Raw genomic sequence first — 24,729 nt, 5'->3', positions numbered from 1 at the left:
GCCGCCCCTGCCTCGGCACACCACTGAATAATCCGCCGCGGATCGACACCGGGTAGTTCGCCCGGTGCAGTCCGAAGGAGGAGATTTCATGATTCTGATTCAACGCCTCTGGCGAGGCGCGGCCATGTCTGCCGTGATGGTGGCGGCGTGCTTCGCCTTGCCGGTTGCTGCAGCCGGCACCAAATCCATTGCCTATTACGCGCTCGAGGACAGCAGCGACACGGCCTATCTCATCGATTGGTATGGCGCGGGCAACAAGGCCCGCGTGGCGGGCCAGGGCGGCGCGTCGGCCGCAACCTACGTCGACGACGGCACGCAAAGGCTGCTCACGCTGGCGACCCCGCTGACTGAAACGGGGCTTTACACCTATGACGAGTGCGGCACGGTGTATGCCAAGTGGGCTACTCGTCAACTGGTGGTGCGCGACCTGCCCGACGGCCAGGCGCAGACCGTCCAGATTGGCGATTTCACCCAGATCGGTGGTTGCCATGATGGCGAGGTCACGCCGTTCGGCTCGGCGACTGACGAAGGCCTCGGCATGAAGCGCCTGGCCATGAATGCGCGTCCGGCGATGGACGACTTGCAGTACGGCCTGGAGATCGCGGGCTTCAGCGAGGACCACCTCGACTTCGCTGAGACCAGCTACGCGCAGGATGTGGTCACGTTCCTGGACAACCGCGTCCGCTTCCGCGCCACGGGAGACGTCGTTCCGGCGGCCATCAACGCCAAGAAGTGGCTGGTGATGACGCTGCCGCAAGGCGACCAGCGTGCGTTCACCCGACTGGCGGTGAACGACACGACGCAGGGCGAAACCTGGCTGATGGCCGGCTGGGCCAAGGACCAGGCCACCTGGGTGATCAAGCTGCGGGTCGTCAAGACGCTGGAGGGAGCCGGCTTCGGCACCGTGGCACAGGCCTCGCGCAAGTGGGAGTCGGGCCTGTTCCGCGGCTCGCGCCAGCCCTTCTTCATCTACCTCTACGGTGACAGCACCGGCGAGCGCGTGCAGAAGGACCTGGACGCCGGCACCGAGCGCCGCACCCCCATCAGCGAATGGGGTTTCCAGGGCCTGACCCTGTGGCAGGAGCGCGCCCTGGGCGGTGACGCCGTGGCGACGCGTCGCTGGCAGCCGTTGCGCAACGAGGGCACGAAGACGCGCTGGGTGCTGGAGTCTGAGTCGTGGGTGCAGGACGGCGTCGACAAGATCCAGATCAAGCCGCGCGTCAACTACTACGTCGACACCGGTAAGGCCGTGCCGCCAACGGCTGCACGCTGAGGGACACGCTGGCGCCCGCCGCATGTACGGGCGGCGTCAGCCCCTGCCGATGCAGAGCGGCGCCCCAGGGTAAGCCCGGCTCAACATATTGAGCAGGAGTGAGCGCACAGGCACCGCGCCGCCGCGCGCCGCCCAGACAATGCGGCCCTGCGAAGGCGCAGGGCGGTGTACCGCGCCGCTCACATCCCAAAGACTGGATCTGTCATGACCTCTTCCCGACGTCTGTTCGGCCTGTGTGCCGGTGCTGCCCTGGTGGCGACCACCCTGCCTGGTGCTGCGTTCGCCGCCACCAAGTCGACTGCCTATGTCGCCGTGAGCGACGGCAACTCCAGCGCTTACCTGATCGACTGGTTGCCAAAGAGCAAGGCGCGCCTGGCCAACAACAACGGCGCGCAGAGCGGCGTCGTGACCGATGACGGCACGCAGAAGGTCATCACACTGAACACGCCGATCAGCTACACCTTCGACAACTGGGATGATTGCGGCGAAGAAATCCGTCAGCGCTCTGATACGCAGCAAGTGGTCGTGCGTGATCACACGGGCGGCGTGACGGAGTTCGTCGAGATCGGCGCGACCACCAACATCGGCGGTTGCCAGGATGGCCTGTCGGTGCCGTTCGGCGGCCTGACCGACGCAGGGCGGAATCTGAACCGCCTGGCGATGGCGGCACGTCCGCCGGTGACCGATCTCGTGCCGGGCACGCAGATCGCAGGTTTCAGCGAAGACGTGATGCTGCCGGGCGAGACCGCCGTGGCGCATGACGTGGTGACGATGCAGTCCGGCAGCATGCAATTCCATGCCAGCGGGCACACCGTGCCGGCGGCCTTCAATGCCGACCAGTGGCTGGTGCTCGACCTGCCATCCGGCCAACGTGCCTACACCCGCCTCGCGCTGGATGCCAAAACGGGCGGCGAGACTTGGCTGATGGCCGACTGGTCGGCCGGCAAGCCCCAGCGCATTGAAGAATTGATGGTCGTCAAGCCCACGGCCGGCGCCGGCTTCGGCACGGTTGCGCAGGCGTCGCGCATGTGGAACTCGGGCCTGTTCATCGAATCCCGCACGCCGTTCTACTTCTATCTCTACAAGAACGGCACCGGCGAGCGTGTGCAGAAGGACTTGGATCTGGGCACCGAAAGCCGAACACCGATCCCTTCGTGGGGTTTCGATGGCCTGAACCTCGTGCAACAGCGGCCCTTTGGCCCCGGCACGCGTGACCGCACCTGGGCGCCGCTGAGCAATACCGGCAAATTCCACTGGGTGATGGAGAGCGAAACGGCGTTCGACGGCAGCGACACGTTCGTGCTGGTCAAGCCGCGCGTCAACTACTACCTCGACACCGGCAAAGCCGTGCCGCCGGCCAACGGCCTGAAGGCCAGCCGCGGCTTCGTGTCGATGCACGAGAAGTCAAAGATCGCGCGCTGAGCGCGTGGGTGTTTGGCAGCGAGGGGCTCATTGGGCCCCTTGTTGCTTTCTCTCGTTTTCCTGGAGGGATTGCCTTGAAGTTTTATCGTCTCTTGGCCGTGACTGGCGCGTTGATCGCCATGGCTAGTGGTGCGTCGTCGGTCCTCGCGAAGTCTGTCGCCTACTACGCCGGCGGCCCTGCCCACCTGATCGACTGGCAGTCGAAACAGCGTGCTTGGGTGATCAACAACCTGGGCACGACAGCCGGCACCGTCGCCGACGATGGTTCGCAGCGGCTGATCACATTCGACGCACCCTTTTCTGAGGTTTGGACTGCCGGCAGTGACGAATGCGGAAGCTACGAAGAACGGCATGTGACCGAGCAACTGGTCGTGCGGGATCTTCCCGGTGGTCTCAGCCAGCTCGTGAACATCGGGGCCAACGTCGTCGTTGGCGGCTGCCTCGATGGTCAACGCACACCGTTCGGGACCCCGGCGGACGATGGCCAGACGAGCCGTCGCCTTGCGATGACCGCGCGACCGCCGATGACCGACATTGCGCCCGGTCTGCAACTGGCCGGGCCGGGTGAACAGGCCTGGGAAATGAGCTACCCCATTCCCACTCAGGATGTGGTCACGGTCCAGAGTGGGACCGTCGCGTTTCACGCGACCGGGCATGTCTTCCCGGCGACGATCGATGCCAAGGGTTGGTGGGTCTTCGACCTCGGCGGTTTCCAGCGCGCCTACACGCGCCTGGAGGTCAGCGCCAAGACTGGAGGTGAGACCTGGATGGCTGCTGAGTGGGTCAACGGTCAGCCGCAGCGTGTGGCCTATGTCAGTTTCGTGAAGACGGCTGCAGGTGCGGGCTTTGGCACCGTGGCTCAGGCGTCGCGGATGTGGCAGTCTGGCCTGACGGTTGGCCCGAACAATCCTTACCTTGACAGGCCGTTCTACCTCTACATGTACAAGAACGGCACCGGCGAGCAGGTGTCGAAGTACCTCGATACGGGCGAGGAATTCCACACCCCCACGACTTGGAGCTTTGACGGCAACGATGTGGTGCACAGGCGGGAGACTTCGTATGTGCACACCCGCCGTTGGGTGCCGCTGCGCAACGAGGGCGACAAGCGACGCTGGGTGCTGGAGAGCACCAACATCACCGTCGATGGCCAGACCATTCCGGTCATCCTGCCGCGGGTGAACTACTACCTTGATACGGGCAAGGCGGTGCCGCCTGCTGCGCGCTGAGCCACCCGAACATCGCACCACGGGCCCCGCGAGGGGCCCTTTTTCATCGACAGAACAGGGTTCGGAGGGAATGAACTTGAAGAGGATTCGCATCGTTGTCGCAGCAGGCATGGTCTCGCTGCTCGGTGTTGGCGCTTCGCCCGTCGCGGCGAAGTCCATGGTGTATTTCAACGGCTTTCCGGCGCCAGGGGCCGCCTACCTCGTCGATTGGCAGCCCAAGAGTCGCACGCGCGTGGTCAGTGGCGTCGGGGCATCGGTGGGGGTGTATACCGATGACGGGTCTCAACGCGTCATCACCTTGAACCCGCCGATCGAGTCGGCTTGGGTCGTGGAGCCTGATGCTTGTGGCGCGGCCGAACTCGTGCGTCAGATCAAGCAGGTGATCGTTCGTGATCTGCCGGCCGAAACGCAGATCGTGGAAATCGGGCAGGACGTTTGGCGGGGCGGTTGCTCCGATGGTGACACCACGCCGTTCGGGTCGTTCGACGACGTCGGCACGTCCATGCAGCGCATGTCGATGGGCGCCCGGCCACCGATGACCGACATCGTGCCTGGCCTCGAGATGGCGGGCCCGAGCGACGAAGATTGGCCACTGATGATCGACTTCTGGCCGGCGCAGGCGACGGTGTCGGTCCAATCAGGTGCCGTGATGTTCAAGGGCGCTGGGCATGTCTATCCTGCTGCCTTCAGCCCCGACGGATGGTGGGTGATGGACCTGGCAGGGCACCAGCGCACGCAGACGCGCCTGCGTGTGGACGCCAAGACTGGCGGCGAATTCTGGCTGATGGCCGACTGGGCCAACGGCTTGGCGCAGCGCGTGACGGCGGTCAGTTTCGCCAAGACCAGCCTGGATGCTGGCTTTGGTACGGTCGCGAAGGCGGCGCGCATGTGGCAGTACGGTGGGTCGGTCGGCACCAGCAGTCCCTTCTTCCACTACCTCTACAAGAGTGGATGGGGCGAGCGGGTGACCAAGAGCCTCGACACCGGTGGGGAGACGAGGGCGCCGATCGACGCCTGGGGCCTGGACGAGGCGGATCTGTGGGAGCAGCGCAAGCTTTCCAATTCCTCGATCCTGCTCAATCGCCGTTGGGTGCCGGTGAGCAGGCACGGCAACAAGATCCATTGGGTGATCGAGCATTACGAATCGATGCAGGACGGCGTGACGACAGTGCTGCTGCCGGCGCGCGTGAACTATCTGGTTGATACCGGCAAGGCAGTCCCGCCTGCACGCTGACGCGGGTCGCCTGCTGAAACACAAAGGGCCCTTCGGGCCCTTTGTTCATGGTGCCGCCGGCGGTTCGCCCGGCCCGTCACCTTCGTCCTTGTAAGCCCGCCACCCGTCGATCGCATGGCGCATCAGGCTGACCTGGCGCACGAAGCGCGGGCAGGCGGCGCAGATGGCCAGGTGCATGCGCAGGCGCAGGCGGTCGGCCCAGCCCAGCGGCTGGTCTTCGCCTTGCAGCACCAGGTGCGTCGCTTCCCTGCAGTCGATTTTCCAACTCATGCCCGGCCTCCGGCACTGCCCACGGGGGTGAACCAGCTGGCTTGCAGACAGTCTCGCAAACGCAGCCGGGCTCGGTGCAGCAGCACCCACAAGTTGGTCGACGTGATGGCCAATTCCTTACAAATCTCGTCGGTTTCCAGCTCGAGCCATTCGCGCATCATGAAGACACGGCCCTGGGTGGTCGGCAGTTTTTCGACGCAGGCGTCGAGCACGGCCAGGAACTGGCGTTGGCCGCACAGGGCTTCGGGCTGGTCGGCCCAATCCACCGGGGTTTCCCGCCAGTGGCCGGTGTCGTCGAACATCAGGGCGTCGAGGTCTTCGCCGTCTTCGCGGTCCAGCACGGTGGCCTCGCGCGCGTGGCGGCGCAGCTGATCGATCAGCTTGTGTTTCAAGATGCCGACGAGCCAGGTCTTCAGGGCCGAGCCGCCGCCAAAGCTCTGAGGCTTTTCGAGGGCGGCGAGCAAGGTGTCGGACACGGCGTCTTCGGCCCAGGCGTCGTTGCGCAGCTGACTGCGCGCATATCGCAACAACTGGGGTCGCAAGGACTCGACCTGCTGCGCAAAATCCGTCATGCGGGCGCTTTCTGAAATGGTTTGGCCGGCAGTGTAAGGAACTTGGGCTGCCGTCGACCCATGCTTGTCCCGTTCTTCAACCTCTCAAGGAGATTTTCAGACATGAGCCAACAACGCCAGATCGTCGCTTCCGCCCTCGCCACCGTGTTCGCCCTGGGCCTGGCCAGCACCAGCGTCCACGCCGAAGAAAAGGGCAAGGAGAAGTGCTACGGCATCGTCAAGGCCGGCCAGAACGACTGCTCGAACCTCAACGGCAGCCACTCGTGCGCCGGCCAGTCCAAGACGGACATGGACGCCAATGAATGGAAGTACGTGGCCAAGGGCACCTGCAAGGATCTGAAGGGTCTGTCGGTGGACGAAGCCAAGGCCAAGACCAAGAAGTAAGCCGGACGCCAACAGCCGCCAGCACCTCGACCTGCCAATGACGACCCCTCTGCATCCCATGCCGACCCCGGTGGGCATTGGCTGGCGCCAGCCGCACTACCGCGAGCTGCTGGAGCGCAGCCCCGAGCTGGACTTCATCGAGGTGCACTCGGAAAACTTCTTTGCCGATGGCGGCGCGGCGTTGGCCTTGCTCGGCGAGGCGCGTGAGCACTACCCGGTGAGCCTGCATGGCGTGGGCCTGGCGCTGGGCTCGGCCGCGGGGCTGGACCCGTGGCATCTGGACCAATTGGCTGCGTTGGTCGAGCGCATGCAGCCGGTGCGGGTATCCGACCACGCGAGCTTTGCCCGCGTGGCCATGCCCGGCGGCGCTGCGGTGCTGCATGGCAGCGACCTGCTGCCGATCGCCTTCACCGATACCTCGCTCGACCTGATGGTGACCCATGTGCAGCAGGTGCAAGAGCGCCTGAAGCGCCCCTTGCTGGTCGAAAACATCTCGGCCTACCTGCGCTGGGAAGACGACCACCTGGCCGAGCCCGAATTTTTCAATGCGCTGGCGCGGCGCAGCGGTTGTGGCCTGCTGCTGGACGTGAACAATCTCGTCGTCAACAGCTTGAACCGCGGCGCGGCCGACCCGGTGGCCGATGCCTGCGCCTGGGTCGACGCGCTCGTGCCCGACATCGTCGGCGAGATCCACCTGGCCGGCTACAACGACGACGGCCCGCTGGTGATCGACGACCATGGTTCGACCGTGCATGCGCCGGTCTGGCAGGTGTATCGCCACACGATGCAGCGGCTGGGCCCGCGCCCGACCCTGATCGAGTGGGACACGAACCTGCCGTCGCTCGATGTCTTGCTCGGCGAGGCGCGGCGCGCGCAGAGGTGGGCGGCATGAGCGCTGCCGCCGAACAGGCGCGCCAGCGCGCGCTGCTGGACGCCATCCGTGCCGTCTCGGCTTCGGGCCTGCCGGTCGCCGCCGTGGCCTTGCCGGGGCGCGCCGGCGCACGGCCGGCCGACCGCCTGGCTGGCCTGCAAGCCTACCGCGCAAACGCCCAGGCCATTGCGGAGCGGGCCTTGTCCGCCGCCTGCCCGGTGGTGGCGCGCCTGGTGGGCGAAGAGGCGATGGCGGCCTTGGCGCGCGACCTGTGGCGAGACCATCCGCCCGTCCGGGGTGACCTGGCCTGGTTCGGCGCCGAGCTGGCCGATCAGCTGGCGTCAACGGCCGAGTTGGCCGATGTGCCGTACCTGGCCGACGTGGCGCGGTTGGAGTGGGCGGTGCACCGTGCCCACGTGGCGGCCGATCCGCCAGACAGTGCCCCCGATCTGCAGCCGCTGGCCAGCGAAGACCCCGATGCGCTGTGCGTGCGCTTCGTCGACGGCAGCGCGTGCGCGGCGTCGGCTTGGCCGGTGTACACGATCTGGTGCGCGCACCAGGTGCCGGCCGATGCAGCGCCCGACCTCGGGCCCGCGCGCCAGGCGCTGGCGGCCGGGCAGGGCGAAGCCGCCTGGGTCTGGCGGCGTGGCCACCGGGTCGAGGTGGCCGCATTGACGCCGGCCGAGTGTGCGTTCAACCAAGACCTGCTGGCCGGCCAGGCGCTCGGCCCAGCCCTGGCGAGCGTGTCGGCCCGCCACCCTGAATTCAGCTTCGAGCATTGGCTGCTGCGCGCGTTGCGCGATGGCTGGCTGGCCGGGCTGCAACCCCTGATCCCCAAAACCTGAAGGAGATACCCGATGTTGACTGCGCCCCCTGTGCTGGCGCGCGCCTGGCTGCGCGTGATCGGCTGGCTCGAAGCCCTGCAACCCTTGGCGTTATTGGCGGCGCGCCTGTACGTGGCCAAGGCTTTTTTCTGGTCCGGCCTGACGAAGATCCGCGACTGGGACACGACATTGGCGTTGTTTGCCGATGAGTACCACGTGCCCGTGCTGCCGCCCGAAGTGGCCGCGGTCGCCGGCACCACCGGCGAGCTCGTCTTGCCGGTGCTGGTGGCCGTTGGCCTGGCCGGGCGCTTCGGCGCGATGGGTTTGTTCGTGCTGAACATCGTCGCCGTGCTGAGCCTGCAAGAAGTGGCCGACGCTGCACTGCAGCAGCACATCTTCTGGGGCAGCTTGCTGACCGGGCTGATCCTGTGGGGGCCGGGCAAGTGGTCGGCCGACGCGGTGGTCGCGCCTAGGTTCTTGGGCGCGGCGAGAAGGTGATCACCATCGGGGACGGCACGCGGCCGTTCTCGTCGCGCGGCAGCACGCCGGTCTTCTCGACCGCGCGCAGCACCGCGTCGTCCCATTCCTTCACACCGCTCGACTTGGTGATCTCCCACTTGGTGATCGTGCCGTCGGGCATCACGGTGATCCTGACCTCGGCCTGCGGGTTGCCGGGCACCTCGAACAGCAGCTGGATGTTGGGCTGGATGCGGGCCTTGATGCGGCCGGCGTAGTTGGCGCTCGGGCCGGCATCGCGGGCCGCCGTGCCGGTGCTGGTGGGGGCACCGTTGCCGCCGAGCTGTTCGTTCATGCGGCGCAGCTGGTCCTGGCGAGCCTTCTCGCGCGCGGCGGCTGCGGCTTGCTCTTGCTTCTGCTGCGCGAGCTTGTCCTTCTCGCGTTCCTTGGCCTCGGCCTTCTCACGGTCCAGCCGCTCTTTCTCGGCGTCTTTCTGCAGCTGTTCCTTGCGCGCCTTCTCGTCGCGCTGGCGCTTCTCGCGGGCCTTCTGGTCGAGCGCCTCCTGGCGCTCTTTCTCGAGCTTTTCCTGCTTGGCCATTTCGATCGCGATCTCGGCCTCGCGCTCGGCCGCGGTTGGCTGCGGCGGCGTCACGGCCTTCGGTGGCGGTGGCGGCGCGACCTCGGGTGCCGGCTCGGGGGCTTGTGCGCGCGGCGCGGCGATCTCGGGCACCGCGGCCCACAGCTCGGCCTCGACGCCGGCCGGATCTTCGGTGTGCCATTGCACGCTGAGCGCGAGCGCGGCAATCAGGCCGGCATGGGCCAGCAATGACAGCGTGGCGCCCAGGCGCGGGTTGTCGGCGCTCGGCGGGCGCAGCGCGTCGCGCGGAATCGTCAGCGATTTCAGCGGATGACGGGGGTCGAACGACGAGGTCGCGCTCATGCGAGGCTCAGCCGGCGCAAAGCCGCTTCAGGGGGCCGCGGCACGGTGACGACGCGTGGGCCGGCATCGCTCAGGCCCCTTGCTTGACCGACAGGCCCACACGTTGTACGCCGGCGCGCTGCAGCATGTCCATCACTTTGACCACGCTCTCGTACTTCACCTGCCGGTCGGCCGAGATGACCACCGGCACGTCGGCCTGGCCCTTCTGCGCTTCGCGCACGCGCGACACCAGCTGCGTCAGCGCCACGGCCGTGGGGTCGCCCTTGTCGACCTTGAGCTTGAGCTTCTCGTCCAGCCCGACCACGATCTCGATCACGCTTTGCGGCCGCTGCTTGGCGCGGCCGACGCTGGGCAGGTCGACCACGCCGGTGGTGATCAAGGGTGCACTGACCATGAAGATGATCAGCAGCACCAGCATCACGTCGATGAACGGCACCATGTTGATCTCGTTCATCGTGCGGCGCCGGCGTGCCACCGGGCCGCCACGGGCCATGACTCCTGCCATTGCTGCGGCTCCTCGCGCTTCAGCGCGTCGACGGCGCCGCGGTGGGCGTGCCGACGTTGCGCTGCAGGATGTTCGAGAACTCTTCGGTGAAGCTCTCGAGCTGGATCGCGATGCGGTCGATGTCGCGTGCGAAGCGGTTGTAGCCAATCACCGCGGGGATCGCGGCGAACAGGCCGATGGCGGTGGCCACCAGCGATTCGGCAATGCCCGGGGCCACCGTGGCCAGCGTCACCTGCTGCAGGTTCGACAGGCCGACGAAGGCGTGCATGATCCCCCACACAGTGCCGAACAGGCCGACATACGGGCTGACCGAACCGACGGTGCCGAGGAAGCCCAGGTTGCCTTCGATCGAATCCAGTTCGCGGTGCAGGCTGGCACGCATGGCGCGGCGGGCGCCGTCGAGCTGGGCGCCGGTGTCCAGCCGCCGCTCACGCAGCTTGAGGAACTCGCGCATGCCACTGGCGAACAGGCGCTCCATCGGCGCGGTGTCCGCGCTGTTGCTGGCGCTCTGGTACAGGTCGTTCAGGTTCTTGCCCGACCAGAACTCTTGCTCGAACTGGTCGTTGCGGCTGCGCACCCGGGCCAGGCCGACGAGTTTGGCGAAGATCACCGACCAGCTGGCCAGCGACACCAGCAGCAGGCCGGCGATCACCAGCTGAACCACCCAGCTGGCGCCCATGACGAGGGAGATGATGGAAAGGTCCTGGTTCATGGGGTGAGGGTGTCGAGAATGTCGGTCGGAATGCGGCAGGGGCGGAAGGTTCCTCGGTCGACGCAGGCGATGCTGATCTCGCCCTCGCACAACAGCTGGTCGCCGCACAAGGCTTGCTGGGCCACGACCATGCGGGCGCGGCCGATCTGGGCCGGGTCCACCGTGATGGTCAGCAGGTCATCGAGCCGCGCCGGGCGCAGGTAGCGCAGGCGCGCGTCGGTGACGACGAACATCGTGCCGCTCGTCTCCACCATGGCCTGCTGGCCGTGGCCGGCGCTGCGCAGCCATTCGGTGCGCGCACGCTCGAAGAACTTCAGGTAGTTGGCGTAGAAGACGACGCCGCCGGCGTCGGTGTCTTCCCAGTAGACGCGCAGCGGGAGAGAAAAGCGCACGGCGCGAGGCAGGCTCATGACAACAAGCCGGCGATGATACGCGACGGCCTGGGCCTGCCTTCAGGGGCCCGTCGCCGGGCCGGCGTCAGAACTTGGAGTGTTCGTAAACCGGGCCCCAGACGGGGTGGCCGGCCTCGGCCTTGCTCAGCGTGAAGTTGGGGTCGGCGGCCCGGGCGGCCTTGAAGGCCGAGCTGCACTCACCGGTGCGGCCGCTGGTGCAATAGATGAAGGCCAGCGTCTTGTAGGCAGACGCGCGGTCCTTGGGCGACTTCAGCTGCAGGCGCAGGGCCTCGTTCAGCGCGCGCTCAGAGTCGGTGTATTGGCCTTCGTCGTAGGCGCGCAGGCCGAGCTGCAGGTTGCGCTCGGCGCCGTCGTCGGTCTTGGGGCTGGGTGCGACACAGCCCGTCAGCAAGACCAGCAGGCTGGTCGCGGCGAGGCCTGCGAATCGATGGGAAACAGTCATTGTTCGAAACGATGCTTGATAACCACCGGTTGATCGGCAGAGACAGTGATCTGCCGCACCAGCGGCGGAAAGTCGCCGTTTCGAATTGTGATCGTGTGTGAGCCGCCGGGCAAACTGAGCCGATTCAGGGGTGGCGCCAGACCGACAAAGTTGCCGTCCACCTCGACCTGGCCCCAGGGGCTGACCGCCAGTTGAACGGTGCCGGGGGGCGGGGGAACGACGGGTTCGGGCTCGACTGCCACGGGCGCCACGGTCGGGCGTGCGGGCTTGCGGTCTTTTGCTGCAGCGGTGGGTTTGGGTTTGGCGGCTTCTTCGACCGGCGCTGCCGCCGGGGGCGGCGCTTCGGCAGGGGGCGGCTCGGCGACGATGGTGGCGGATGCGGCCTGCTCGGGCGCGGGGGCCGGGCTGGGCACTGACGCGGGGGCAGCCACCGCAGGCACCTCTTCGGCCACGGGGGTCGGGTCGCTGGCCCAGGGCAGCCAGGATTGCAGCGCCGCGGCGACGGCCGCGGTCCCGGCGCCGAAGGCCACCAGCGTCAGGCGGCGGCGGCGCACGCTGTCGGGGCTTTCAACCAGCGCGCGGGCTTCTGGTTGCTCCAGCCAGTGGCGCAGCTCCATCGACAGGTGGCGCGCCGAGGGGTAACGGTCGTTCGGGTTGCGCGCCATCGCGCGGGCAACGATGGCCGACAGGGAGGCCGGCACCTTGGAATTGACCTGGCGCGCCAACGGCGTCGGCGCGTTCAGCACGGCGTGGTTGATGTCGTCCAGCGTCTGGCCGGTGAAGGGGCGCTGCCCCGTCAGCAACTCGAACAACACGACGCCCAGCGAATAGACGTCGCAGCGGCGGTCGACGGCCTCGGCGCGCAGCTGCTCTGGCGCGAGATAGTAGGGCGAACCGGCGACCGGCCCTTCGACCGACGGCGTCTCGCGGTGGGCGACGCGGGCAATGCCGAAATCAAGCACCTTGGGCTGGCGCCGACCGACCATGAAGATGTTGGCCGGCTTGATGTCGCAGTGCACCACGCCTTTGCCGTGGGCATAGGCCAGGGCATCGGCCACACGGCGCACGATCTGCGCGGCTTCGATCGGCGTGGGCCGCCAACCCTCGTGCAGCATGTGGCGCAGGTCGCGGCCGCGCAGCGGCTCCATCGCGATGTAGATGCCCTGGTCCGAAGGGCCGGCATCGAACACCGTCACGATGTGCGGGTGCGACAGCCGGGCGGCCGCGCGCGCTTCGTTCAGGATCAGGTCGTCGAGCGCGCCGAGCGCCTGGGTCTCGATGTGCAGGCGCAGCGTCTTGACCGCCACGGCGCGGGACAACAGCGGGTCCCAGGCGGCGTAGACCGTGCCCAGGCCACCTTCACCCAACACGGCCTTCAGGGCATAACGCCCCACATGGCCGATCACCGGCCGCTTGACCGGCAAGGTCGAGGCGCCGACTTCGGGCTTCTCGCCCGTGGGGAACGCCCCGCCGCCATTCGCGCTGGGCGCTACCTCTCCCATGAGGCCGGCGGTGGCCAACAGGTCGTCGGCCACGGTGGCTTCAAAGGCGGCGGCACTCGCATCCGAAGACGGGGCTCGCCGGAACGGGTTCCAACGCATGGACGCAAGCATAGCCAAGGCGGTCAGCCTGCAACGGGGGAATTGATCGGGTTCAAGCTTGGTGGTTAACGGCTTGTCACTGAATCAGCGCCTGTTCGATGCGAGTGACGGCTTCCTGCAACAGCGGCAAGCTCGTCGCGAAGGACAGGCGCACATAACGTTCGGCAGCAGCGGGGCCGAAATCCCGCCCGGGTGTCAGCGCCACATGAGCACGCTGCATCAATTGTTCGCACAAAGCCCAACTGCTTTCGGCATGGGCACTGCAGTCGGCCCATGCGTAAAACGCCCCGTCCGGCAGCACCGGCACTGTAAGCCCGAGGGCATTCAGCGCGGGCACGACAAAATCACGCCGCGCGCGGAAAGATTCGCGCCGGCGTTCGTACTCGGCCAGCGATTCGGGCTCGAAGCAGGCCTGCGCGGCGTGCTGCGCGATGGTCGACGGGCAGATGTACAGGTTCTGCGCCAGTTTCTCGATCGGCGCGACCAGCTCTGGCGGCACCACCAGCCAGCCGAGCCGCCAGCCGGTCATCGAGAAGTACTTCGAGAAGCTGTTGACCGAGATGACGTCGTCGCCGAGCGCCAGCGCGCTGTGGCTGAAAGCGCTGTCGTAACTCAGGCCGAGGTAGATCTCGTCGACGATGCTGACACCATCGCGCTCGCGCACCGCATTGACGATGCGGGCCAGTTCGGCCGGCGCGATCGATGTGCCGGTCGGGTTGGACGGCGAGGCCAGCAGCACACCGCGCGTCGCGCTGGTCCAGTTCGCGCTGACGCCGTCGGCGCTGAGCTGGAAGCGCTCTGGCGGGCCCGACGGCACCAGCTTGGCCCGGGCCCCGGTGGCCGCCACGAAATGGCGGTTGCAGGGGTAGCACGGGTCCGGCATCAGCACCTCGTCGCCCGGCTCGAACAGTGCCAGGCAAGCCAGTTGCAGCGCGGCGGATGCACCGGCCGTGACGATGATGCGGCCAGGGTCGATGGCCAGGCCGTGGTGTTCGGCATACCAGCGCGAGATGCGCTCGCGCAGCGGCTTCAGCCCGGTGGCTTCGGTGTATTGGCTGCGGCCGGCCGCCACGGCCGCCTTGGCCGCGGCCTGCACCAGCGGCGGTGCGGTGAAGTCGGGCTCGCCGATGTTCAGGAAGATCATCGGCCGGCCGCCTTGCGCCGGGTCGCAGGCCGGCGACGACGCGAGCTCGCGCGCGGCCTTGGCGAACTCCATCACGTAGAAGGGCTCGATGTGGTCGAGCCGGGCGCTGAGCTTCATCCCGCCCTCAGCGCCGCGCCGAGCGCGCCGCGCCCACTTCGGCGGGGCGCAGCTCTGCAGCGGCCTTGTCCAGCACACCGTTCACGTATTTGTGGCCGTCGGTGCCGCCGAAGCTCTTGGCCAGCTCGACCGCTTCGTTGATGGCGACCTTGTAGGGCACGTCCACGCAGTTCTTCAACTCGTAGGCGCCGATCAACAGCACGCCGTGCTCGATGGGGGACAGCTCGTTGGTCGGCCGGTCGACGTGCTTCGACAGCACGGCGTCCAGCGTGGCCGCATCGCGGATGCAGCCGTGCAGCAGCGCGTCGAAATGCACCGCGTCGCATTTGTCGAAGCCGTCTTGCTCGCGCATGTGAGCCTCGATGACACCGGCGTCGCTGCCGGCGATCAGCCATTCGTACAGGCCTTGCAGCGCGACCTCGCGTGATCGGCGGCGGGCGGACTTGGGGGCGACGCGCTTCTTGGGCGCGCTCGATTCAGGGGTGTTCACAACAACTCGTCCAGCAGGTTGGCCATTTCAACGGCAACGCGGGCGGCGTCGCGGCCCTTGTCGGCAGCGCGGGCCCAGGCCTGCTCTTCGTTCTCGACCGTGAGGATGGCGTTGGCCACCGGGATCTGGTGGTCCAGCGCCACGCGCGAGACGCCGGCGCCGCTTTCGTTGGCCACCAATTCGAAATGGTAGGTTTCGCCGCGGATGATGCAGCCCAGTGCGATCAGCGCGTCGAAGTCTTCGCTGTCGGCCATCGCCTTCAGCGCGACCGGCACCTCGAGCGCGCCGGGCACGGTGACCTGCACGATGTGCTTGTCGGCCACGCCCAGCGCGGCGAGCTCGGCCAGGCAGGCATCGGCCAGCGCGCGGGTGATCGTGTCGTTGAAGCGGGCCCGCACGATGCCAATGGACAGCCCGTCGCCGTCGAGCGGCGCGCTTTGGCCCTGGTCAGCACCTTGCATGGGAGTTTCCTTGTTTGAAGAAAGAGGTGAGGGCGCTCATTCGGCCGCCATGAAACCAGTGACCTCGAGGCCGTAGCCGGTCATGCTGGGCATGCGGCGCGGGCTGCCGAGCAGGCGCATGCGGGTGATGCCGAGCTCGCGCAGGATCTGGGCACCCACGCCGTAGGTGCGCAGGTCCATCATCGACGGGGCGGTGGCCGCGGCTTCGGCGTGGGGCAGCAAGCCGGCGACCAGGCGGTCGGCCTCGGCGGCGCCGCAGTTCAGCAGCACCGCCACGCCGCGTTCGCTGGCCTGCAGCTTGGCCAAGGCCTTGGGCAGCGGCCACGAGTGGCCGCAGGTGCCGGTGTCCAGCAGGTCGAGCACCGACAGCGGCTCGTGCACACGCACCAGCACCTCGTCGTCGGCCGTCCATTGGCCCTTCACCAATGCCAGGTGCACGCCGCCGGACCGGTCACGGAAGACCTGGGCGTTGAAGCTGCCCTGGGCGGTTTGCAAGGGCCGTTCACCGGCGCGGGTGACGAGGGTTTCGTTGCGGCTGCGGTAGTGGATCAGGTCGGCGATCGTGCCGATCTTCAGGCCGTGTTCGCGAGCGAAGACCTCCAGGTCCGGCAAGCGGGCCATGGTGCCGTCGTCGTTCATGATTTCGCAGATCACCGCGGTGGGCGACAGGCCCGCCATCGCCGCCATGTCGCAACCGGCTTCGGTGTGGCCCGCTCGCATCAGCACCCCACCGTCTTGCGCCTGCAGCGGGAAGATGTGGCCGGGCTGCACCAGGTCGGACGCCTTGGCGTCGCGGGCGACGGCGGCCTGCACGGTGCGCGCACGGTCGGCCGCCGAGATGCCGGTGGTCACGCCGGTGGCGGCTTCGATCGACACGGTGAAGGCGGTGCCGTGCACGGTGCCGTTGCGGCTGGCCATGGGCGTCAGGTGCAGACGCTCGCAGCGCTCACGCGTCAGCGTCAGGCAGATCAGCCCGCGGCCATGCTTGGCCATGAAGTTGATGGCCTCGGGGCTGACGTGGTCGGCGGCCAGAACCAGGTCGCCCTCGTTTTCGCGGTCTTCCTCGTCGACGAGGATCACCATGCGGCCGGCCGCCAGCTCGGCGACCAGCTCGGGAATGGGAGAAATGGGCATCCGGCCATTGTAGGCGGCGGGGTCTGCGCCGCGCAGTGGCGCGGGGCTCAAACCAACGGTGGGCTTGGCGCTTGAGCGGCCTGCCGCAACAGCAGGCGCAGGTCGCTGCCCACCCGGTCGACCCGGTGGTAGGCGAAGCGCTGCAGTTCGTTCAAAGAATCCAGTGCCGGCAGCGCGGCCATGCCCCGGCCCGGGCCGATCAACAGCGGGGCTTGGTACACCAGCAACTCGTCGACCCAGCCGGCCTGCAGCAAGGCGGCATTCAAGCGGGCGCCGGCTTCGACGTGAATCTCGTTCAGCTCACGGCGCGCCAGTTCACCCAGCAGCGCTGCCAGGTCGACCCGGCCGTCCGGACCAGGGCAGTTGATGACCTCGGCGCCACGGGCTTGAAGGCCTTGCGATCGCTGAGCGTCTGACCCGGCCGTCACGAACAGGGTGGGCGCCGAAGCGTCGAACAGGCGGGCGTCGGCGGGGGTCGCGAGCTTCGAATCCAGCACGATTCGTAGCGGCTGGCGGGCGATGGCATGGCCCCGAACATCCAGCCTCGGGTTGTCGGCCAATACGGTGCCGGAGCCGGTCAACAACGCCGCGGCGCGCTTGCGCCAGGCATGGCCGTCGTGGCGGGCGGCTTCGCCGGTGATCCATTGGCTGACGCCGTTGTCCAGCGCCGTGCGGCCATCCAGCGACGCGGCGATCTTCATCCGCACCCAAGGGCGGCCACGTTGCATGCGCGAGAAGAAGCCGATGTTCAGCTCGCGAGAGGCGGTCGCCGCCGCGTCGTCCGCGAAATCAACCTGGATTCCGGCGGCTTGAAGTCGGGCAACGCCACGGCCACTCACCGCCGGGTTCGGGTCGCCCAGAGCGACGACCACCCGGGCTACCTTGGCCGCGACCAGCGCGTCACAACAAGGGGGGGTGCGGCCATGGTGAGAACAAGGCTCCAGCGTGACGTAGGCGGTCGCACCTTCGGGTGAATGGCCTTTGGCCCGCGCGTCCTGCAAGGCCATCACCTCGGCATGGGCCGAGCCGGCGGCCTGCGTATGGCCCTCGCCGATCCACTGGCCGCCGGGCGCGACCAGAACGCAGCCGACCCGCGGGTTGGGCTCGGTCAGCCCGACGGCGGCTTCGGCCAGCGCCAAGGCATGCTGCATCGGCAGGGGATTCGACTGGAAGGCGATCGCGACAGGCATGGCCAGGCGAGTTTACGGGTGCTGCGGTATCCCCCCGAAAGAGGGTGTCCTCATCAGGTTGTGGAGCCCTTCAGGGGGAGAGACGAAGGTGCCGGCGGCACGAAAAATTCACGGCGGGAGTTCACAAACAGGAGGGAATACACATGAATCGATCGACGATCCGCAAGCGCCAGATGGGCTTTACCCTGGCCGAGCTGTGCGCCGCAATGGCAGTTTCTGGCGCGCTCGCTGCGGTGGGTATGCCTACCATGGCGTCGTTCAACGGCAAGGCGGTGGTGAGCGCGCAGTCCGAGGGGCTGATGTCCGCGCTGCGGCTGGCTCGCAACGAGGCCGTGAGCCGCGGGGAGCAGGTCAGCGTATGCGCTATGGACCCGGCCAGCGCCGAGTCTGGCGCACCGAAGTGCCTGGCCCGCGGTAAGAACTGGAGTGCGGGCTGGATTGTCTTCATCGATCGCGACGATCGAGGGGATATGGACGACGCCGACCGCGTCGTGTTCGTGCAGCAGGCGCCAGCGCGGGCTGGCGTCGTGGGTACCGGGCGCTTCGTCACCTATCGGCCGACAGGCGTCCTCCTGTCCGCCATGGCGCACTTCCGTGTGCTGGGCCCAGGGCAGCCACTGTTGGACCAGGACATGCCGGGTGCCTCATTGATTTGCCTGAACAAGACGGGGCGGCCCCGCATCGCAAGCAAGCCGCACTGCGACTGAAGAATTTGCCGATCGGCGTCAGTCGAGGCTGCCGCTGATCGGCCGGCGGTCGCCGTTCGTCAGGTGGCCAGCGCGGGTGCCTTCGTGCTGCGCAATCATGAGTGCATGGATAGCCTCCCGCTCATTCCCTCGCCGCGCGGCCGATCATTGCACCGGACGCGTGGGTTCACGCTGGTCGAACTGATGGTGACCCTCGCGATCGCCGCCATTCTGGTCGCGCTTGCCGTGCCATCCATGACCAGTTTCCTCGCCGAGCAGGCGGCTGCCGGCAACGCCGACGAGTTGGCCGCAGCGTTTCGCTTTGCCCGCTCGGAGGCCATCAAACGCTCGGCCAGCATCACGGTTTGCGCAAGCAGCGACGGGCAGGCGTGTGGCCAGGATTGGAAGGCCGGCTGGATTGTGACGACCTCCTCGGGCACGGTGCTGCGCGTTCAGAACGGGCTGGCCGCGATGAGCAGTCTGACGGGGGGGGTTGACACAGCGACTTTTACCTCCACGGGCCTTGTGACCGGTCTTACGGACGGTAGTAGTTCCTTCACATTTGTGCCCACCGGTGGGGACACCAGTTTGCAGCGCGTTGTCCAGCTGGATGTCCAAGGCAAGGTCAAGGTAACCAAGGGGGTCGAGTGATGAAGCGCAGTCTGCGGCAGCGCCCGAAGGGTGTGGCGCTCGTCGAGGTGCTGGTGGCCATGCTGGTGGTGTCGGTCGGCGTGCTCGCCATGGCCGGTCTGCTGGCGACGGCTTCGCGCTACGGCAAGACAAGCGAGTTTCGTGCGGTGGCCACCTTGCTGGCGACCGACATGGCGGACCGGATTCGGGCGAACAAGGACGCACTCAGGAGCAACGTGCCAACGCCTGGCAGTGTCACCGCCTACAACGTGACCGGTGACTACAGCAGTTGGGAGACTGAGCCCGGCGATCCGCAAGCCTGCGCAAACGTGAACGAATGTACCGCGGCGGAACTCGCTGCGCGCGACATCGCCGAATGGTCGCGATCGGTCTTTTCCAGCCTGCCGGGTGGCGCCGGCTATGTGTCGGTGGCTCAGGTCGGTGATGCGGGCGCGGCGCGGGAGAATTTCGCTGCCGATATCTGGATCGCATGGCTGGATCCGGATGCCGATTCTGGGCTTCCTGCGGCCGACAAGGAATGCCCTCCGGACTTTGAAGTCACTGGCAGTCCTCAGCCGCGCTGCGCATTCTTCCGCGTGGGATTGTGAACATGACAACGCTTCATCAACCTTCCCGCGCGCTGCAATCAGGCTTTTCGCTCGTTGAACTGCTGATCGCCATGGTCATTGGCCTGGTGATCATCGGCGCCATGTTCTCGGCCTACCTGGGCTCGGGTCTGTCCAGCCGCAACACCCGGGCCATGACCCAGATCACCGAAGACGCCAGCATCGCGTTGAGTGTGATGCGCTCGGCGATTGCGTCCACCAGCTACATCGTGCCCACGGGTTCCGACGTTGACGGATTCGTCAATGCGGCGGGCGACAACGGTCGCAGAGTGACGCTACGGGGCTGCAGTGCGCCGTTTGCCGATCCTGACCAGACCATGGGCGGCTTGACCTGTGGGACCGATGCGACCCAGCCCGACGCCATTGCGGTGACCTACCAGGCCGACGCGCAGAACAGCGCCGTGAACTCCGCCGGCAATCCCCTGGACTGCATTGGCAACGAGGTGCCGGACCCGGGCAGCGGCGTCCGAATGGCCTACCAGCGTTTCTTCGTCAGCAATGGAGCACTGGAGTGTCAAGGCCCGGGCAGCGCCGACCCGCAGGCGCTGGTGGACAACGTGATCGATCTTCGGGTGACCTACGGCGTCGGCGGTGATCCGAGCGATCCATTCAAGAGGTACCGCGTGGTGCGTTATATGGATGCCGCGGGTATCTGGACCGAGGACGCATTAGGCAACTTGTTTGACCAGGTGTTGTCGGTGCGCGTCTGTGTCACCGTAGCCAGCGCCGCCGACGTGCTGGACGCGGTGACGCAATACGTCGATTGCGAAGGCAATCTGGTCAACCCGCCTGGTGGCGACACTGACCGGCGCATGTTCCGCTCCTATAACACCACCGTCGTTCTGAACAACCGACTGGAGGGGCACCTGTGAACCACATTGCTTCACCTCGAGATCATCGCCGTCGCCACATCAAGCCTGCAGTAGGCCAGCGCGGCGTTGCGTTGCTGGTCGCACTTGTCATGCTGGTCATCATTGGTCTGGCCTCGGTTTCCGTCATGCGCGGCGCGCTCAGCTCCGATCTGGTCGCCAACAACACACGGGTGCAGTCGCTGGCCAGCCAGGCCGCTCAGATTGGCCTGGCCTATTGCGAGCGCCTGCTCGACGACAGCACGCCGTCCGATGGTTCGAACATGGCGAAGTTGCATAAGACGGAAGCGCGGGAGCCGTCGTTCTTCAACGACCTGCGCAACTGGAGGTCTGCCAATATCGAAACCGTGCCGACTACGTGGATGGAGTCCCGCGACAGCAGTTTCATTCCGGAGACCCGCCCAGAGTGCATGGTGGAGCAGTTGCAAGACACGGCCTCGAACGAAAAGGACTTTGTCGTGACCGCCCGCGGCTTCAGTCCTGACTACTCGGCCGACGAAAACGGCAATCCGCAATCTGGCTCGGCGGTGTGGCTTCAGTCGCGCGTGCTGTACCACTAAGTCGCTGCCACCTTCGCCCCTTCTTCGAATGCCCTTGACCCCCTGCGAGGTCCATATGTCGTTCTCTATCCGTTCCTTCCACCTTCATGCGGCGGCCACTTGGCTGGCATTGGCCCTGGCAGGCGCTGGCGCTGTCGCTGTGGAGCCGGCGCAGATTCCGCTGACCAGCCGAGTTTCGATACCCCCGCCGCCGAACTTCATGGTCACGATCGATGACTCGGGTTCGATGCTGGCCGATTTCATGCCCGAGGACGATTTCACTCTCAATGGATTCAAGGTCAATCTGTCCATCGGTGTCCGGGGTGGCACTGGCTATATCGGCGGCTACCCCAATGATGTGCGCAAGTCCAATGCACGTCTCTACGACGGTGTGGTCGTGGGGCTGGCGGGCGATGCCACCAATGTCTATCAGCGGCAGTACCGCTCCCCAGATGTCAACCGCATCTACTACAACCCCGACATACGCTACTACCCCTGGGTTGCACCCGGCGGTGGGCTATTGCCGGACAGCCCACCTGCGAATGCGGCAATTGATCCCACGTCGCCGACCGTAACTCGCAACCTGACGGCGCGATGGAAAAACATTGACGCTTCATGGTGCACCGCTGCGAACACATGCGTATGGGAAACGCGCAACTTCGACCCGGGCCTCTACTATCGCCTGAAGGACAAGGCGGACCCGACCCAGGCGTCCAGCTACGTTCCCTATAACATCAATGACGCCAACAAGTATGCGCCGGCCACACCCGGAGCTGGTCGTACAGAATGCGTCGACACCGACAAGAAGCCAATTAGGTGTACGCAAGAGCAAGAGCGGCAGAATTTTGCCAATTGGTTCACCTACCACCGTATGCGGGAGACCTTGACCAAGGCGGCCGTCTCGAAATCGCTGAGCCAATATGTCGACAAGCTGCGCGTGGGCTGGGCGCATATCAATAAGACCACGGAATACTCCGTTGACGGCGGCAAGATGGTTTCTCGCGTTGAGACTGAAGCCAAGGGCGGGCCGATGCGACCCTTCAGTGCGGCGCGGATGAAGACAGTGCTGACGGGTATTCAGGCCGTCAGGTCGAGCGGCAGCACGCCCTTGCGATATGCACTAGACGCCATTGGCAGCTACTTCGACCGCCCTACCAAAAACATCGACGACCAAAAGGGTAATCCCTGGTTGGAGGATCCTGCGAATCCGGACTCCAGAAAGCTCTCTTGTCGCCGCTCGGTCAGTCTGTTGATGACGGACGGTTACTATAACGACAATGACTACAAATCGGCTGGTGACGCCGACGGCTCGTCGGGCCCCCCGTATGTGGACGCCCAAAACCCGAACGGCAATCCGCCGCCCAATCAGTACGAGGCAATCCGCCCCTTCATCGATGAACCCGATGCCGTGTCCAACACGTTGGCGGATGTGGCAACACAGTACTTCAAGAAGGACCTCGACCCGAACATCCAAAACAAGGTGCGGACGCGTACCGACGACATTGCCTACTGGCAGCACCTGACGCAGTTTATGGTGGGCTTGGGCGTCCGCGGGACATTGGATTCATCGACCCCCGACGCCAAGAAGGTCACCATCGACAAGATCAGAGCCGGCGATCTTCACTGGCCTGTGCCGAGTCAAACCAATGCGCCGACACTGATCGACGACATGTGGCATGCCGCCTTCAACACGGGAGGGGACTTCTATTCGGTCGCCAACGGTGACGAATTGACGAAGGCATTTGCAAGCGCCATTGAGGGGGCTTTGAGCGTGGAGGCCAAAGAGGCGGGGGTGGCTACCGCAGCGCCCTTTACTACGGCGGACAACGTCAAGTACGTGCCCAAGTACCAATCGGTGAAGTGGTACGGCGACTTGGAGGCCTATGAGTTGACGGATACCGGCGATCAGGAAAGCCTGAAATGGAAGGCCAGCGACAAGGTTCCGGCGCCGTCTGATCGCAACCTTTTCACTTGGGACGTGTCATCGCCCCTCCCGTTCACCTGGGGCGGGATGGGCTCGGCGAATCAAGCGCTGGTGGGTAGTGCAGAGTTGACCGACTTCATCCGTGGCGACCATAGCCAGGAAGGAGAGGGAAAGTTGTTTCGCGATCGTTCGGGCAAAGTGCTGGCCGATTTCGTGAATTCGCCGCCGGTGCTGGTGGGCAACTATCTCGACATGGGCTATGCGGCGTTCGATCCGACCTACACGGACTATCTGTCCAGCAAGAGCAACAATCGCGCGGAACCGCTGATCGTGCTCGGTGGCAATGGTGGCATGGTTCACTTCTTTCGAGGTAGCGATGGCACCGAGGTGTTCGGGTACCTGCCCAAGACGGGCTTGGCAAATCTGAAGCTGATTGCCAGCAAAGACTACGGTACCAACGACAGCTTCCATCGCTTTTTCGTGGACGGCCCGATGACCGAAGCCGATGCCAAGATCGGTGGCCAGTGGACCAACATGGTGCTGGGTGCGATGGGCGCAGGTGGCAAGGGCTTCTTTGCACTGCGGGTTCCCACAGCGTATGGGGGCCTGACGGCGTCAGACTTCGGTGCCGACACGGTGATGTGGGACAAATCCGGCGTCGACGACGAGGACATCGGCTACATGTTTGCCGACTTCGCCACAGGCAAGGTAAAGGGTGGCGGCTGGAAGGCCTTCATCGGTAACGGTGTGTACAGCACCAGTGGTGACGCCGTGTTGTTGGTGGTCGATCTGGCTGATGGCACGGTCGAGCGCATCAAGGTGGACGATGGGGGCGATACCGGACTGATGGGCGTTTCGTTGATCCGTGACGTTACGAGCAATGAGGTCGTCGGCGCCTACGCCGGAGACTTGAAGGGTAACCTGTGGCGCTTCGACGTCGTGGACGGGGTGGTGAAGGTGGGCTTTGGCGGCAACCCGCTGTTCGTTGCGACCGACCCCAGCCCCGGCCAACTTCGGCAACCCATCACAGCGCCGCCGGTATTCGTCAACCACACCGAGTATGGTCGGGTCGTGTTGTTCGGTACGGGCAAGCTGATCAACAAGGTTGACTCTGATAACGTCGACGTGCAGACCTACTACGGCGTGTGGGACAAGACGCCTATCGGTGCCTCTTCCGACTCGAAGAGCCCGTTTGCCGACGACAAGCCCAATCGAAGCGCCCTGCAGCAGCAACAGATCGACACCACGCCGGTTGAGGACAAAGGCGGCACCTTTTTCAATGTCGTCTCCAAGGAGGTGGATTGGGTGACCCAGAAGGGCTGGTACATCGACCTGCCATGGAGTCGTCAGCGGGTGATCTACCCGTCGATTGTGCTGGCGGGCGAGTATGTGTACTTCAGTACGATCGTGCCGGCTGCACCTGCATCGCAGTGCGACGCTTCCAGCGGTGAGGGCTACAACTTCCTGCTGCATGGTTCTGATGGTGGGGTTACCACCGAACCGCTGTTTGACACGAATGGCGACGGCAAGATCAACGGCGATGACAAGATCGTGCAAGGCGTGAAGACACCCGCCGACGGACGAGACACCATCATCAAGGAAGACGACAAGAATGAGCCCGACCCGCCGTGCGTGGATGGCTGGCGCACCTACTACCGGATCGACACCACTGGTCAGGCTCAGAAGGTACGGGTGCCTTGCTCGGCGATCTCGACCGGCCCGAAGGATCGCGTCTGGAAGCAGATCGTCAATCCGCCCACGGGTGGCTGACACC

Annotated in this window: 27 protein-coding genes; 14 read left to right on the top strand and 13 right to left on the bottom strand. The window is 65.9% G+C overall.

The features are described 5' to 3' along the window. Nucleotides 1-64 precede the first annotated feature (64 nt). The 4 genes from ACE3SG_RS04495 to ACE3SG_RS04480 all read left to right on the top strand — a co-directional run bounded on the left by ACE3SG_RS04495 (nt 65) and on the right by ACE3SG_RS04480 (nt 5,155). Complete coding sequence (locus ACE3SG_RS04495) at nt 65-1,273, top strand: hypothetical protein (RefSeq protein WP_374562814.1); 1,209 nt, start codon at nt 65-67, stop codon at nt 1,271-1,273. A gap of 204 nt (nt 1,274-1,477) precedes the next feature. Further along, entirely contained in the window at nt 1,478-2,695 is a 1,218-nt protein-coding gene (locus ACE3SG_RS04490) for a hypothetical protein (protein ID WP_374562813.1), read from the top strand. Between the two features lie 74 nt (nt 2,696-2,769). After that, on the top strand, nt 2,770-3,921 hold the full coding sequence (locus ACE3SG_RS04485) for a hypothetical protein (RefSeq protein WP_374562812.1): 1,152 nt from the start codon (nt 2,770-2,772) through the stop codon (nt 3,919-3,921). A 76-nt stretch (nt 3,922-3,997) separates the two neighbouring features. Next, nucleotides 3,998-5,155 carry a hypothetical protein gene (locus ACE3SG_RS04480; RefSeq protein ID WP_374562811.1) on the top strand — a complete coding sequence of 386 codons (1,158 nt, stop codon included), beginning with the start codon at nt 3,998-4,000 and terminating at the stop codon, nt 5,153-5,155. A 45-nt stretch (nt 5,156-5,200) separates the two neighbouring features. Here the strand turns inward: ACE3SG_RS04480 and ACE3SG_RS04475 are convergent, their stop codons facing one another. Together ACE3SG_RS04475 and ACE3SG_RS04470 are read right to left on the bottom strand one after the other, a co-directional pair. Next, a complete protein-coding gene (locus tag ACE3SG_RS04475) occupies nt 5,201-5,425 on the bottom strand; it encodes a zf-HC2 domain-containing protein (protein WP_374562810.1) in 225 nt (74 codons plus the stop codon). Then, nucleotides 5,422-5,997 carry a sigma-70 family RNA polymerase sigma factor gene (locus tag ACE3SG_RS04470; RefSeq protein WP_374562809.1) on the bottom strand — a complete coding sequence of 192 codons (576 nt, stop codon included), beginning with the start codon at nt 5,995-5,997 and terminating at the stop codon, nt 5,422-5,424. Before ACE3SG_RS04470 ends, ACE3SG_RS04475 begins: the two co-directional genes overlap by 4 nt. A 102-nt stretch (nt 5,998-6,099) precedes the next feature. Between ACE3SG_RS04470 and ACE3SG_RS04465 the strand changes: the two genes are divergently transcribed. From ACE3SG_RS04465 to ACE3SG_RS04450, 4 genes are read left to right on the top strand one after another with little or no spacing between them, the layout of a single operon-like run. Beyond that, nucleotides 6,100-6,381 carry a DUF2282 domain-containing protein gene (locus ACE3SG_RS04465; protein WP_374562808.1) on the top strand — a complete coding sequence of 94 codons (282 nt, stop codon included), beginning with the start codon at nt 6,100-6,102 and terminating at the stop codon, nt 6,379-6,381. A gap of 58 nt (nt 6,382-6,439) precedes the next feature. Next, complete coding sequence (locus tag ACE3SG_RS04460; protein ID WP_374562807.1) at nt 6,440-7,273, top strand: DUF692 domain-containing protein; 834 nt, start codon at nt 6,440-6,442, stop codon at nt 7,271-7,273. After that, on the top strand, nt 7,270-8,097 hold the full coding sequence (locus ACE3SG_RS04455) for a putative DNA-binding domain-containing protein (protein ID WP_374562806.1): 828 nt from the start codon (nt 7,270-7,272) through the stop codon (nt 8,095-8,097). Before ACE3SG_RS04460 ends, ACE3SG_RS04455 begins: the two co-directional genes overlap by 4 nt. A 12-nt stretch (nt 8,098-8,109) precedes the next feature. Next, a complete protein-coding gene (locus ACE3SG_RS04450; RefSeq protein ID WP_374562805.1) occupies nt 8,110-8,574 on the top strand; it encodes a DoxX family protein in 465 nt (154 codons plus the stop codon). Here ACE3SG_RS04450 and tolA read toward each other — a convergent pair. The 11 genes from tolA to ribD form a co-directional block, all read right to left on the bottom strand. Continuing rightward, the gene (gene tolA, locus ACE3SG_RS04445; RefSeq protein WP_374562804.1) at nt 8,546-9,472 is read right to left on the bottom strand and encodes a cell envelope integrity protein TolA; all 927 of its coding nucleotides are present in this window, start codon (nt 9,470-9,472) and stop codon (nt 8,546-8,548) included. The genes ACE3SG_RS04450 and tolA overlap by 29 nt on opposite strands. 70 nt (nt 9,473-9,542) lie before the next feature. Then, nucleotides 9,543-9,977, bottom strand: a complete 435-nt coding sequence (locus tag ACE3SG_RS04440) for an ExbD/TolR family protein (RefSeq protein ID WP_374562803.1) — start codon at nt 9,975-9,977, stop codon at nt 9,543-9,545. 19 nt (nt 9,978-9,996) lie between these two features. Beyond that, nucleotides 9,997-10,689, bottom strand: a complete 693-nt coding sequence (gene tolQ / locus ACE3SG_RS04435) for a protein TolQ (RefSeq protein WP_374562802.1) — start codon at nt 10,687-10,689, stop codon at nt 9,997-9,999. Beyond that, nucleotides 10,686-11,081: a tol-pal system-associated acyl-CoA thioesterase gene (gene ybgC, locus ACE3SG_RS04430; RefSeq protein WP_374562858.1), complete on the bottom strand. Its 396-nt coding sequence runs from the start codon at nt 11,079-11,081 to the stop codon at nt 10,686-10,688. The genes tolQ and ybgC overlap by 4 nt, the downstream gene beginning before the upstream one ends. A gap of 85 nt (nt 11,082-11,166) precedes the next feature. Next, nucleotides 11,167-11,544, bottom strand: a complete 378-nt coding sequence (locus ACE3SG_RS04425; RefSeq protein ID WP_374562801.1) for a TssQ family T6SS-associated lipoprotein — start codon at nt 11,542-11,544, stop codon at nt 11,167-11,169. Beyond that, complete coding sequence (locus tag ACE3SG_RS04420) at nt 11,541-13,145, bottom strand: serine/threonine-protein kinase (protein ID WP_374562799.1); 1,605 nt, start codon at nt 13,143-13,145, stop codon at nt 11,541-11,543. The genes ACE3SG_RS04425 and ACE3SG_RS04420 overlap by 4 nt, the downstream gene beginning before the upstream one ends. Before the next feature lie 76 nt (nt 13,146-13,221). Continuing rightward, nucleotides 13,222-14,406 carry a pyridoxal phosphate-dependent aminotransferase gene (locus tag ACE3SG_RS04415; protein ID WP_374562798.1) on the bottom strand — a complete coding sequence of 395 codons (1,185 nt, stop codon included), beginning with the start codon at nt 14,404-14,406 and terminating at the stop codon, nt 13,222-13,224. A gap of 7 nt (nt 14,407-14,413) precedes the next feature. Then, nucleotides 14,414-14,896, bottom strand: a complete 483-nt coding sequence (nusB, locus tag ACE3SG_RS04410; RefSeq protein WP_374562797.1) for a transcription antitermination factor NusB — start codon at nt 14,894-14,896, stop codon at nt 14,414-14,416. After that, nucleotides 14,893-15,357, bottom strand: a complete 465-nt coding sequence (gene ribH / locus ACE3SG_RS04405; protein ID WP_374562796.1) for a 6,7-dimethyl-8-ribityllumazine synthase — start codon at nt 15,355-15,357, stop codon at nt 14,893-14,895. The genes nusB and ribH overlap by 4 nt, the downstream gene beginning before the upstream one ends. Before the next feature lie 36 nt (nt 15,358-15,393). Next, nucleotides 15,394-16,491, bottom strand: a complete 1,098-nt coding sequence (gene ribBA, locus ACE3SG_RS04400; RefSeq protein WP_374562795.1) for a bifunctional 3,4-dihydroxy-2-butanone-4-phosphate synthase/GTP cyclohydrolase II — start codon at nt 16,489-16,491, stop codon at nt 15,394-15,396. Nucleotides 16,492-16,538: 47 nt separating this feature from the next. Then, nucleotides 16,539-17,681, bottom strand: a complete 1,143-nt coding sequence (gene ribD, locus ACE3SG_RS04395; RefSeq protein WP_374562793.1) for a bifunctional diaminohydroxyphosphoribosylaminopyrimidine deaminase/5-amino-6-(5-phosphoribosylamino)uracil reductase RibD — start codon at nt 17,679-17,681, stop codon at nt 16,539-16,541. A gap of 143 nt (nt 17,682-17,824) precedes the next feature. On the opposite strand from ribD, the gene ACE3SG_RS04390 reads away from it, so the two are divergent. The 6 genes from ACE3SG_RS04390 (at nt 17,825) to ACE3SG_RS04365 (ending at nt 24,725) form a co-directional block, all read left to right on the top strand. After that, nucleotides 17,825-18,388 (top strand): GspH/FimT family pseudopilin, encoded by a 564-nt coding sequence (locus ACE3SG_RS04390; protein WP_374562792.1) that lies wholly within the window; start codon nt 17,825-17,827, stop codon nt 18,386-18,388. Nucleotides 18,389-18,493: 105 nt separating this feature from the next. Further along, nucleotides 18,494-19,018, top strand: a complete 525-nt coding sequence (locus ACE3SG_RS04385) for a GspH/FimT family pseudopilin (protein ID WP_374562790.1) — start codon at nt 18,494-18,496, stop codon at nt 19,016-19,018. Continuing rightward, entirely contained in the window at nt 19,018-19,605 is a 588-nt protein-coding gene (gene pilV, locus ACE3SG_RS04380) for a type IV pilus modification protein PilV (RefSeq protein ID WP_374562789.1), read from the top strand. Before ACE3SG_RS04385 ends, pilV begins: the two co-directional genes overlap by 1 nt. Before the next feature lie 2 nt (nt 19,606-19,607). After that, complete coding sequence (locus ACE3SG_RS04375) at nt 19,608-20,495, top strand: PilW family protein (protein WP_374562788.1); 888 nt, start codon at nt 19,608-19,610, stop codon at nt 20,493-20,495. After that, complete coding sequence (locus tag ACE3SG_RS04370) at nt 20,492-21,052, top strand: hypothetical protein (RefSeq protein WP_374562787.1); 561 nt, start codon at nt 20,492-20,494, stop codon at nt 21,050-21,052. The genes ACE3SG_RS04375 and ACE3SG_RS04370 overlap by 4 nt, the downstream gene beginning before the upstream one ends. A gap of 55 nt (nt 21,053-21,107) precedes the next feature. Next, nucleotides 21,108-24,725, top strand: a complete 3,618-nt coding sequence (locus tag ACE3SG_RS04365; RefSeq protein ID WP_374562786.1) for a pilus assembly protein — start codon at nt 21,108-21,110, stop codon at nt 24,723-24,725. Nucleotides 24,726-24,729 lie beyond the last annotated feature (4 nt).

It is taken from the genome of Ideonella sp. (assembly GCF_041914305.1).
Lineage (GTDB): Bacteria > Pseudomonadota > Gammaproteobacteria > Burkholderiales > Burkholderiaceae_C > Ideonella.
This window is presented reverse-complemented; position numbering and strand designations above follow the sequence as displayed.

Excerpts from the sequence above, each read along its gene's own strand:
- ACE3SG_RS04490 (WP_374562813.1), top strand. The coding sequence starts at position 1,478 with ATGACCTCTTCCCGACGTCTGTTCGGCCTGTGTGCCGGTGCTGCCCTG.
- ACE3SG_RS04475 (WP_374562810.1), bottom strand. The coding sequence starts at position 5,425 with ATGAGTTGGAAAATCGACTGCAGGGAAGCGACGCACCTGGTGCTGCAA.
- ACE3SG_RS04470 (WP_374562809.1), bottom strand. The coding sequence starts at position 5,997 with ATGACGGATTTTGCGCAGCAGGTCGAGTCCTTGCGACCCCAGTTGTTG.
- ACE3SG_RS04465 (WP_374562808.1), top strand. The coding sequence starts at position 6,100 with ATGAGCCAACAACGCCAGATCGTCGCTTCCGCCCTCGCCACCGTGTTC.
- ACE3SG_RS04460 (WP_374562807.1), top strand. The coding sequence starts at position 6,440 with ATGCCGACCCCGGTGGGCATTGGCTGGCGCCAGCCGCACTACCGCGAG.
- ACE3SG_RS04455 (WP_374562806.1), top strand. The coding sequence starts at position 7,270 with ATGAGCGCTGCCGCCGAACAGGCGCGCCAGCGCGCGCTGCTGGACGCC.
- ACE3SG_RS04450 (WP_374562805.1), top strand. The coding sequence starts at position 8,110 with ATGTTGACTGCGCCCCCTGTGCTGGCGCGCGCCTGGCTGCGCGTGATC.
- tolA (WP_374562804.1), bottom strand. The coding sequence starts at position 9,472 with ATGAGCGCGACCTCGTCGTTCGACCCCCGTCATCCGCTGAAATCGCTG.
- ACE3SG_RS04440 (WP_374562803.1), bottom strand. The coding sequence starts at position 9,977 with ATGGCAGGAGTCATGGCCCGTGGCGGCCCGGTGGCACGCCGGCGCCGC.
- tolQ (WP_374562802.1), bottom strand. The coding sequence starts at position 10,689 with ATGAACCAGGACCTTTCCATCATCTCCCTCGTCATGGGCGCCAGCTGG.
- ACE3SG_RS04425 (WP_374562801.1), bottom strand. The coding sequence starts at position 11,544 with ATGACTGTTTCCCATCGATTCGCAGGCCTCGCCGCGACCAGCCTGCTG.
- ACE3SG_RS04420 (WP_374562799.1), bottom strand. The coding sequence starts at position 13,145 with ATGCGTTGGAACCCGTTCCGGCGAGCCCCGTCTTCGGATGCGAGTGCC.
- ACE3SG_RS04415 (WP_374562798.1), bottom strand. The coding sequence starts at position 14,406 with ATGAAGCTCAGCGCCCGGCTCGACCACATCGAGCCCTTCTACGTGATG.
- ribH (WP_374562796.1), bottom strand. The coding sequence starts at position 15,357 with ATGCAAGGTGCTGACCAGGGCCAAAGCGCGCCGCTCGACGGCGACGGG.
- ribBA (WP_374562795.1), bottom strand. The coding sequence starts at position 16,491 with ATGCCCATTTCTCCCATTCCCGAGCTGGTCGCCGAGCTGGCGGCCGGC.
- ribD (WP_374562793.1), bottom strand. The coding sequence starts at position 17,681 with ATGCCTGTCGCGATCGCCTTCCAGTCGAATCCCCTGCCGATGCAGCAT.
- ACE3SG_RS04390 (WP_374562792.1), top strand. The coding sequence starts at position 17,825 with ATGAATCGATCGACGATCCGCAAGCGCCAGATGGGCTTTACCCTGGCC.
- ACE3SG_RS04385 (WP_374562790.1), top strand. The coding sequence starts at position 18,494 with ATGGATAGCCTCCCGCTCATTCCCTCGCCGCGCGGCCGATCATTGCAC.
- pilV (WP_374562789.1), top strand. The coding sequence starts at position 19,018 with ATGAAGCGCAGTCTGCGGCAGCGCCCGAAGGGTGTGGCGCTCGTCGAG.
- ACE3SG_RS04375 (WP_374562788.1), top strand. The coding sequence starts at position 19,608 with ATGACAACGCTTCATCAACCTTCCCGCGCGCTGCAATCAGGCTTTTCG.
- ACE3SG_RS04365 (WP_374562786.1), top strand. The coding sequence starts at position 21,108 with ATGTCGTTCTCTATCCGTTCCTTCCACCTTCATGCGGCGGCCACTTGG.